Annotated in this window: 6 protein-coding genes and 1 pseudogene; 4 read left to right on the top strand and 3 right to left on the bottom strand. The window is 70.8% G+C overall.

The window, feature by feature from the left end; genetic code table 11:
- A pseudogene (locus tag D7V97_RS35825) lies at positions 1-390 on the bottom strand (hypothetical protein); the annotation flags it as partial.
- Positions 391-563: 173 nt separating this feature from the next.
- Between D7V97_RS35825 and D7V97_RS35830 the strand changes: the two are divergent.
- The 4 genes from D7V97_RS35830 to D7V97_RS35845 are packed head-to-tail and all read left to right on the top strand — an operon-like array spanning position 564 to position 7,017.
- Complete coding sequence (locus D7V97_RS35830; protein WP_120615113.1) at positions 564-3,401, top strand: FG-GAP-like repeat-containing protein; 2,838 nt, start codon at positions 564-566, stop codon at positions 3,399-3,401.
- A 4-nt stretch (positions 3,402-3,405) separates the two neighbouring features.
- A complete protein-coding gene (locus D7V97_RS35835) occupies positions 3,406-4,167 on the top strand; it encodes a hypothetical protein (protein ID WP_120615114.1) in 762 nt (253 codons plus the stop codon).
- 1 nt (position 4,168) lies between these two features.
- Positions 4,169-5,842 carry a GH3 auxin-responsive promoter family protein gene (locus D7V97_RS35840; RefSeq protein WP_233583431.1) on the top strand — a complete coding sequence of 558 codons (1,674 nt, stop codon included), beginning with the start codon at positions 4,169-4,171 and terminating at the stop codon, positions 5,840-5,842.
- Positions 5,843-5,856: 14 nt separating this feature from the next.
- Complete coding sequence (locus D7V97_RS35845; RefSeq protein WP_120615116.1) at positions 5,857-7,017, top strand: aromatic ring-hydroxylating dioxygenase subunit alpha; 1,161 nt, start codon at positions 5,857-5,859, stop codon at positions 7,015-7,017.
- Between the two features lie 9 nt (positions 7,018-7,026).
- On the opposite strand, the gene D7V97_RS35850 is transcribed toward D7V97_RS35845, so the two are convergent.
- Complete coding sequence (locus tag D7V97_RS35850; RefSeq protein ID WP_147445114.1) at positions 7,027-7,437, bottom strand: hypothetical protein; 411 nt, start codon at positions 7,435-7,437, stop codon at positions 7,027-7,029.
- A gap of 57 nt (positions 7,438-7,494) precedes the next feature.
- Positions 7,495-8,550 carry a gamma carbonic anhydrase family protein gene (locus D7V97_RS35855; RefSeq protein WP_120615118.1) on the bottom strand — a complete coding sequence of 352 codons (1,056 nt, stop codon included), beginning with the start codon at positions 8,548-8,550 and terminating at the stop codon, positions 7,495-7,497.
- Positions 8,551-8,639: the final 89 nt, after the last annotated feature.

Genomic DNA, 8,639 nt, shown 5'->3' on the forward strand with positions numbered 1-8,639 from the left:
GTACACGAGCCCCGCCCCCACGAGCGCGATACACCCCAGGTCATGTCCCACGCCATACGGCGGCCGCCAGTTGCGGGACACATAGAGCATGTAGAGCTCCGCGGCCCCGCGCAGCCACATGGACACCGCGAACGCCCCCAGCACGATGCGCGCCTCGCCGGGCACGGACGCATCCAGCGCCACCAGCGGGCACACGAGGAACCAGAGGAAGACCGCGTACAGCAGCCACGCCAGCTTGGGTCCGGAGATGCGCCCGCCGCGCGCGCGCCCCGCGTTCTGCCGGCGCCGGAAGAACACCGCCGCGCCCGCGCACGCCATCAGGCACAGCACCAGCAACACGCGGGTCGAAGAAGAGAGCATCAGGAGGAGCGCGGCCGGGGTTCCCAGCACGAGAGGTTCGGGAGGGCACTTGTAGCGTGGATTGCCTTCGGAGGCGCACCGGGGGCATCGAGGCAGCCTGACGCAGCTGCCGAGCAGCCTCAAGAAACCCCAGTGACACAGTCCGGAGGAGCGTCTGTCGGAGCAGGCAGCGCCATGTAGTATCCGCCGCGAAGGCGGATGCCATGAGCGTTGAGACCCCGGCGGCGGCAGTGCCGCCCACCCCCCGCATCACCCTGTACGGCTGGGTCTTCCCCCGGTGGAACGACCCGAGGCTGCCCTTCGCGGCGCTGCTCACGCTCTACGGCGTGCTCGGCTTCACCTTCTTCGGCTTCAACCGCAGCCCCGGGCAGATGGCCTTCCTGGTCGTGTCCGGCACGCTGCTGGACGCGGCGCTCGGGTGGCTGCTCAAGCGGCAGAAGGTGGTGCCGCTCTCCGCGTACATCTCGTGCTGCTCGCTGGCGCTGCTGCTCAACTACTCGCACGCGAGCACGCTCTTGTGGCTGCCGGTGTGGCTGGCCATCGGCTCCAAGTACGTGCTGACGTTCCAGGGGCGGCACGTCTTCAACCCGTCGATGTTCGCGGTGGCGGTGTCGCTGCTCGTCACGCGCGAGCTCATCACCGCGGCGCCCGCGTACCAGTGGGCCAACGGCGAGGTGGCGCTGTCGGCCTTCATCGTGATGGCGGCGCTGGTGTTGTTCTTCTTCCGCGTGGGCCGGGGCTGGTTGGTGGTGAGCTTCCTCGGCTTCTACGCGCTCCAGACGGCGTTGCGCGCGTTCATCCTGCGCCACCACCTGCCGCCGGAGGTGCTCTTCCTGGGCACGCTGGGCGCGCCCTCGTTCTTCATCTTCGTCTTCTACATGCTCACCGACCCGGCCACGTCGCCGGGCACGCGCAAGGGGCAGGTGCTGCTCGCCCTGGCCATCACCTGCGTGGACCTGGTGCTGCACCTGAAGGAGAGCGTCTACACGTTCTTCTACGCGGCGCTCACCGTGGCCACCTGCCGCTTCGTGTTCATGCACGCCCGGGCGGCCTGGCGCGCGGGGGGCCGTGAGTCGCTGCGCCGGCTCTTGTCCCCGGACGTGCTCCGGCGCGTGGGTGTGGTGGGAGGGCTGGGGGCGGTGCTGGCCACGGGGCACGCGGTGATGGCCGCGCCCGGTGAGCGCTCGGCGCCGCTCGCGTTCCACCTGGACTCGCAGGACCTCGCGCGCGCGGGTCTGTCCTCCACGATGGGGCACACGCTGGAGGAATTGGATCCGCGCGTGGCCCACGTGGCCAAGTGGTTGGTGGCGGTGGGGGACGCGGTGGCCACCGGGGACTTCGACGGGGACGGGAAGCTGGACCTGTTCCTCACGCACCCGCTGGGGACGCCGGAGTTCCACGCGGGCCTCTACCGCAACCTGGGCGACCTGCGCTTCGAACGGGTCGCCGTGCCCGCGCTGGAGCGCTTCGCCACCCGCTACAAGCAGGAGGGGCTGGCGGGCGGCGGCACCTTCGTGGACTGGGATGGGGATGGAGACGTGGACCTCGCGGTGGCGGTGGCCTTCGGGCCGGTGCGGCTGTTGCGCAACACGCTGCGCGAGACGGGGACGGCGGGCTTCGAGGACGTGACGGAGGCAGCGGGCGTGACGGACCACGCGGTGAGCCTGGGACTCACGTTCCTGGACTACGACCGGGACGGGCACCTGGACCTGCTGGTGCTCAACGCGATGACGACGCACCTGCCGGACTACCCGACGCCCACGCCGCTCAACCTCTTCCAGCTCCCCGCGCCGGAGTACGCGGGCGACCGGCGGATGCTGCGCTTCATGCACGACGGCTGGCACGACGCGAACAACGGCGGGCACAACGCGCTCTACCGGGGGCGAGGGGACGGCACGTTCGAGAAACAGGATGTCGTGGCGCTGGGCCTGCCCGAGACGCATTGGTCGCTCGCGGTGAGCACGGTGGACCTGAACCACGATGGGTGGACGGACCTCTACGTGGCCAACGACTTCGGGCCGGACGACGTCTACCTGAACGAGGGTGGGCGCCACTTCCGCCACGTCGTGGGCAAGCGCTTCGGCGAGGTGGGCCGCGACACGTACAAGGGCATGAACTCGAGCGTGGGGGACTTCGACCGCAACGGGTGGCTGGACGTGTACGTGTCCAACGTGCACCACGCGCTCCAGGCGGAGGGCAGCCTGCTGTGGATGGTGGGGCCGGGCGAGGACCCCTTCGTTCCCAGCTTCAAGGACGAGGCGACGTTCCGGGGCGCGCTCAACGAGCGCCGCTTCGGCTGGGGCGCGGCGGTGGGGGACCTGGACGACGACGGGTGGCCGGACCTGGTGCAGGCGAACGGCATGGTGGACGCGCGCCTGGATGCTCCGCGGTGGCGCATTCCGGAGGGGCAGCGCAACGACTACTGGTACGTGAACCACAAGCTGATGCAGTCGGGCCCGGAGGTGCACACGTACGCGGACAAGTGGGGCGACATCCGGGGGCGCGTGCTCTATCCGAACGAGGCACGCCGCGTGTACCTCAACCTGGGCGACGCGCGGCCGGGGCACTTCGTGGATGTGGCGAAGGAGGTGGGCATCGACGCGCCGGACAATTCGCGAGGCGTGCTGATGGCGGACCTGGATGATGACGGGGACCTGGACGTGCTCGTCACCAACCAGCACGCGCCGGTGTCGCTGTACCGCAACACGCTGCGCGCGACGGCCAAGGACGCGCACTTCGTGGGGCTGTCGCTCGTGGGGGATGGCCAGCGCACGCACCGGAGCGCGGTGGGCACGCGCGTCGTCGTCTCCTACGAGGAGGGCGGGCAGCTCGTGGAGCAGGTGCGCGAGGTGGGGCTGATGGGAGGCTTCTCCGCGTCGGCGGATCCTCGCCTGCACTTCGGCCTGGGCCGTCATGCGGGGCCGGTGAAGGCGACCCTCCACTGGTATGGCGCGGAGCCGCAGGAGGTGACGTTGGAGGTGGATCGCTACCAGGAAGTGCGTCAGCCCGCCGGTCCCACGGCGCGGCGGGGGGGACGCTGAAGCGATGCTCTCCGCGATGAAGGGCACCACCGTGCGGCGCGAGCAACTGGACGCCGACACGCGGGCGCGGATGTTGGCGTTGATGCAGTGCTGCTACGTGGGCGTGAGCGCGGAGCGCTTCCAGGAGGACCTGGACGCGAAGCAGTACGTGTTCCTGCTGCACGCGCGGCGCACGGGGGAGTTGGTGGGGTTCAGCACGGTGCGCCTCGCGGAGGAGGGTGGGGTGGAGGTGCTGTATTCGGGCGACACGGTCATCCACCCGGACTGGTGGGGGCACAAGACGTTGCAAGTGGTGTTCGGCCGGCTGCTGCTCGCGCGCAAGCTGCGCAGGCCGTGGAGGCCGCTGTACTGGCTGCTGTTGTCGGGGGGCTACAAGACGTACCTGCTGGCGGTGAACTACTTCCCGCGCACGCACCCGAGACGGGACTGGGCGCCGCCGGAGGGACGCTCGGAGTTCCTGCACGGGCTGGCGACGCGGTGGTTCGGGGCGCAGTACGACGCGGGGCGCGGCACGCTGCGCTTCGACGGAGCGCACTACCGCGTGCGCGACGGCGTCTCGCCCATCGACCGGGACGCGGCGGGGCATCCGCACATCGCCTACTTCGCCGAGCGCAACCCGGGCCACGGTGACGGTGAGGAACTGGTGTGCCTGGTGGAGATCCGGGGCTGGGACCTGCTGCGAGCGCTGGGGCGCAGCGTGTGGGGACAGCTGCGCCGTGGCGCCCGCCGCGAGCGTGACGCTTCACGGATCCGCGTGGGGACGTGACGTGCTGACTTCGCGCGGGATGCTGACCGCGACGCTGGCGGCGCTGACACCCTCTGCCTTGCGCTTCCGTCACGCACTGCGCGAGCCGGAAGTGGCGCAAGCGGAAGGTCTGGCGCGAGTCCTGCGCGCGGTGGAGGGCACGGTGCAGGCGGGACGCATCGCGCACTTCGGATCCGTGCGGACCGCGAGGGAGTTCCAGGACGCGGTGCCCATCTCCACGCCGGACGCGATGGCAGGGGACGTGGAGCGCATCGCCCGGGGAGAAACCCGGGTGCTCACGCGCGAACCCGTGCTGCGCTTCGAACTCTCCGGGGGTTCCTCCGGCGCATCCAAGCCAGTCCCCGTGACACGCGGCCTGCTGGGCGAGTTCCAGCGCGCACTGGCGCCCATGCTGCACGAAGTGCTCCTGCGTCGCCCCGCGGTGCGCGAAGGACCGAGCTACTGGTCCATCTCCCCGCTCGGTCGCAGGCAGCAGCGGACAGCGGGAGGCATCCCGGTGGGCTCGGCGGAAGACAGCGCCTGGTTCCCGCGTCCATTGCAGCCGCTGCTCGCGCGCGTCTTCGCGGTGCCCGGAACCGTGGGGCAGGCGCCGCACGTGGAGTCCTGCCGCTACGTGACGCTGTGGTTCCTGATCCGCTGCGCGGACCTGTCCCTGGTGAGCGTGTGGAACCCCAGCTTCCTCACGCTGCTGATGGACGCACTGGAGCGACACGGAGAGCGGCTGGCGCAAGACCTGGAGCAAGGCACGCTGCGTCCTCCTGAGCACGACGCGGACGGCGTGCCCCTCTCCGGAGACACCACGGCAGGCTGGGATGCGCTCGTGCAGGGACTCCAGGGGACGCGCGACCCGGCGAGAGCCCACGCACTCCGCGCCGCCCTGCGAGAAGGCGTGTCATCCGCGCGCACGCTGTGGCCGAAGCTCGCGCTGCTGAGCATGTGGACGGACGCCCAGGCGGCGCACGCGGTGGACGCCGCCTGTCGCCGCTTCGAAGGCGTGGAGGTGCAGGGCAAGGGCCTGCTCGCCACGGAGGGTGTCATCACGCTGCCGCTCTTCGATGCACCCGCGCCCGTGCTCGCGGTGCGCAGCCACTTCCTCGAATTCGTGGAGCCGGATCAACCGAACGCACGTCCCCTCCTGGCGCACGAGCTGACGGCGGGCCGCACCTACGCGGTACTGCTCTCCACGTCCGGCGGACTGCTGCGCTACCGGCTGGGCGATCTCGTCCGCGTGGAGGGCTTCGTGCACGCGACCCCCTGCCTGCGCTTCATGGGCCGCGCGGACGCGGTGACGGACCTGGTGGGCGAGAAGCTCTCCGCCGCCCGGGTGACCACGGTGCTGGACGCCACGCTGGGCACCCCACGTCCCGCCTTCGCCATGCTCGCCCCCGAGTGGGGAACGCCACCGGCCTACCGCCTCTTCGTGGAACTGGAAACGGACGCACCGCTGGAACCCACGGCAGCGGCCGTGGAGCGCGCGCTGTGCGAAGGCCACCACTACCGCTACGCACGTGAGCTGGGACAACTCGGGCCGGTGCGTGCGGTGCGCGTGCAGCATGGAGCACGGCGCTACGAAGCCCGCTGCATCCAGCTGGGACAACGCGCGGGCGACATCAAGCCCGTGGACCTGCACCGTCAACCGGGCTGGTCCGACTGGTTCGCGGGAGCAACGCCATGAACGCACGTCATCCGATGAGCCCCCCTCACGCCCGCCCCGCGGTGGACCTGGAGGCAGAGGCCGACCTCGCCCGCTGTGGGGCGCTGAAGGACTTCTGGTACGTGGCGTGTCTCTCCACGGAGCTGCCCGCGAACAAGCCGCTGGCGCGCACCCTCTTCGGCACGGGGCTGGTCCTCTTCCGGGGACCGGACGGCGCCCCCACCGCGCTGCGCGACCGCTGCCTCCACCGCAACGCGCGGCTGTCGAAGGGGGACGTGTTCGACGGACGGCTGGGCTGCCCGTACCACGGCTGGGTCTACGATGCGTCTGGCGCGGTGGTGGAGATTCCGGCGCTCGGGCCGCCGCAGCGCGGAGAGAAGCTGGACGCGAGCGCCTGCGCGCACGAAGGCCTCAAGCCCGCGCCCTGCGACCTGGGACGACTGGCTCGCTTCCCCACGCGCGAGCAGGACGGACTCGTCTACGTCTACCTGGGCGAGGACGTGAAGCAGGCCCGAGCCGAGCCCTTCCGCGTGCCCTACTGGGGCGAGCGCGGCTGGACCGTCTACTTCATGGTGACGCGCTTCGCGAACGGCGTGACGAACCTGGTGGAGAACTTCATGGACGTGCCGCACACGTCCTTCGTGCACCGGGGCTGGTTCCGCAACCCCACGCGGAAGCGGGTGCCCTCCACGGTGAAGCGTCACGCGGGCCGCGTGCGGATGACGTACCTCCAGGAGGAGGACGCGCTCACGGGCCTGGGCCGCCTGTTCAACCCGCGCGGCCTGCCGCTGGTGCACACGGATGAGTTCATCGTGCCCAACATCACCCGCGTGGACTACCAGTGGGGTGACAGCGGCTTCGCCATCAACTCGCAGTGCACGCCCATCGGGCCCACGGACACGCTCGTGTACACGGCCATCAGCTACCGGCTGCCGGTGGACCTTCCGGGTGCGTGGGTGGGCCGCGCGCTGACGCCCTTCGTGCGCTGGTACACGCGCCAGGTCATCCAGCAGGACGTCGTCATCATGGAGACGCAGCGCCAGGGGCTCACGGACGGGCCCGGGGGCGGCGTGTACTCGGGCACGGAGGCGGATCTGCACCACGCGGACGTGGAGGCTTATCGCCGCTGGTTGCGCGAAGGGGCGCACGGCCCCGGGCCCGAGGACGCGGAGCGCGACGTGGTGTTCTGGGTGTAGCCCTCGCGCCTACGAGCGCCTGCCGGCGCGCGGATCCGCGGGGAGTCCGCCTTCTTCCTCGGCAGGGGACGCCCCGAGCATGACGAGGCCGTGCCCGCAGAGGAAGGTCGCCGCGAAGAAGGCGATCCGGAGCGACCCGGGCGGGGGCCGGAAGCCGGCGTGTGCCTGGAGCCACGCCAGCGTCTCCGGGGCGTTGGAGGCATGACACGCCACCGCCACCGCCAGGTAGACGCAGATGATCAGCACGCCCAGGAAGACGTTGGCAGGGGTGGAGATCCACCGGGCCAGGCCTCCCATCCGTTGAACCATCCAGGGGAACACGTACTTCTCCTGGAGCGCGCCGGTGAGGAGCCCCAGGAAGAGGGGCCCCACGACCTCGAACACCGCTCGGACTGCCTCTATCTGCTCAAGCCTGCCCATGGCCTCCGACGATGCCCGAGCAGTCCTGGTGGATCAACCCGTCGTGCGAACGGAGCTTCAGCCCATGCGCCGCAGGCCCGGCAGGTCCTCCGGACGCAACACCCAGCGCGGCGGCTCCGGCGGCGACGTGCGCGTGCCCACCTGCACGGCGGGGAAGCCCTCCACCAGCGCGTAGTCCGGGAACACCGCGTGCGCCTTCACCAGGGTGCCGGCGGCCACGTGACAGCCTTTGCCCAGGTGGCTGCCCTCGCAGAGGATGGCGCCGGGCTCCACCACCGTGCCCGCGCCCAGATGGCACGCGTGCAACACGCAGCCCGGGCCCACCACCACGCCCTCCTCCAGCACCAGCATGGTGTCCGGCAGCAGGTGCAGCACCGTGTTCTCCAGCACCTGCACCCGCGCGCCAATGCGCACCGGGCCGTTGAGGTCGCCGGTGATCTTCACGCCCGCGCCAATGATGGCGCCCGCGCCGATGACGACGTCGCCGGAGATCTCCGCGGAGGAGAAGAGGGTGGCGGTGGGGTGGACGAAGGGGTGGCGGTCGCGGAAGGCATACAGCTGGCCCATGGGTGCATCCTCGGCGCGGTCCCGCGCGGAAAAAGAGGTCAACGGCTGCGAGGAGAGGGTCATGTCTCCGCCCCGGCGCTGCTGCAGTTGGGCCAGGTCCTCGCTGGAGAGCACCCGCAGCACCTGCCCGGGCCGGCCGAACACCACCGACTGCTCCGGCACCACCATGCCCGGGGGCAGCACCGCGCCCTCTTGCACCACGCAGCGGTCGCCCAGCGTCACCCCCGGCATCAGGATGGCGCCGCCCCCGATGTCGCACAGGGCACCCACGTGCGCGCCGATGACGAGCGAGCGCGGCCCCAGGTGACTCTTCTCACCGATGAAGGCGGGACGCTCCGGTGTGCCCACCACCACCGCGTCCTCTCTCAGTGTGGAGGAGGCCCCCATCATCACGGAGCCTCCGACCGAGCGCACGACGGTGCCTCGGGAAATGACCGCCCCGCGCCCCACCTGGAGCGTGCCCAGCAGGCGTGCGGACGAGGCCAGCGTGAAATGCGGTCCCACCACGGTGGGCAGGGAGGAAGCGGTCGCTGTCGTGGGACTCATCGGGAATCCGCAAGCTACTCCTCGCCCCTTGGATCCGGTGTCACCCCCGAGCGCCACACCGCCGTCAGGCAGCGGACGCTCACCAGTGG

The sequence above is a fragment of the Corallococcus sp. CA053C genome (assembly GCF_003611675.1).
GTDB lineage: Bacteria > Myxococcota > Myxococcia > Myxococcales > Myxococcaceae > Corallococcus.

What these genes read in the sequence shown, in the direction of transcription:
- D7V97_RS35830 (WP_120615113.1), top strand. Translation starts at nt 564, where the DNA reads ATGAGCGTTGAGACCCCGGCGGCGGCAGTGCCGCCCACCCCCCGCATC.
- D7V97_RS35835 (WP_120615114.1), top strand. Translation starts at nt 3,406, where the DNA reads ATGCTCTCCGCGATGAAGGGCACCACCGTGCGGCGCGAGCAACTGGAC.
- D7V97_RS35845 (WP_120615116.1), top strand. Translation starts at nt 5,857, where the DNA reads ATGAGCCCCCCTCACGCCCGCCCCGCGGTGGACCTGGAGGCAGAGGCC.
- D7V97_RS35850 (WP_147445114.1), bottom strand. Translation starts at nt 7,437, where the DNA reads ATGGGCAGGCTTGAGCAGATAGAGGCAGTCCGAGCGGTGTTCGAGGTC.
- D7V97_RS35855 (WP_120615118.1), bottom strand. Translation starts at nt 8,550, where the DNA reads ATGAGTCCCACGACAGCGACCGCTTCCTCCCTGCCCACCGTGGTGGGA.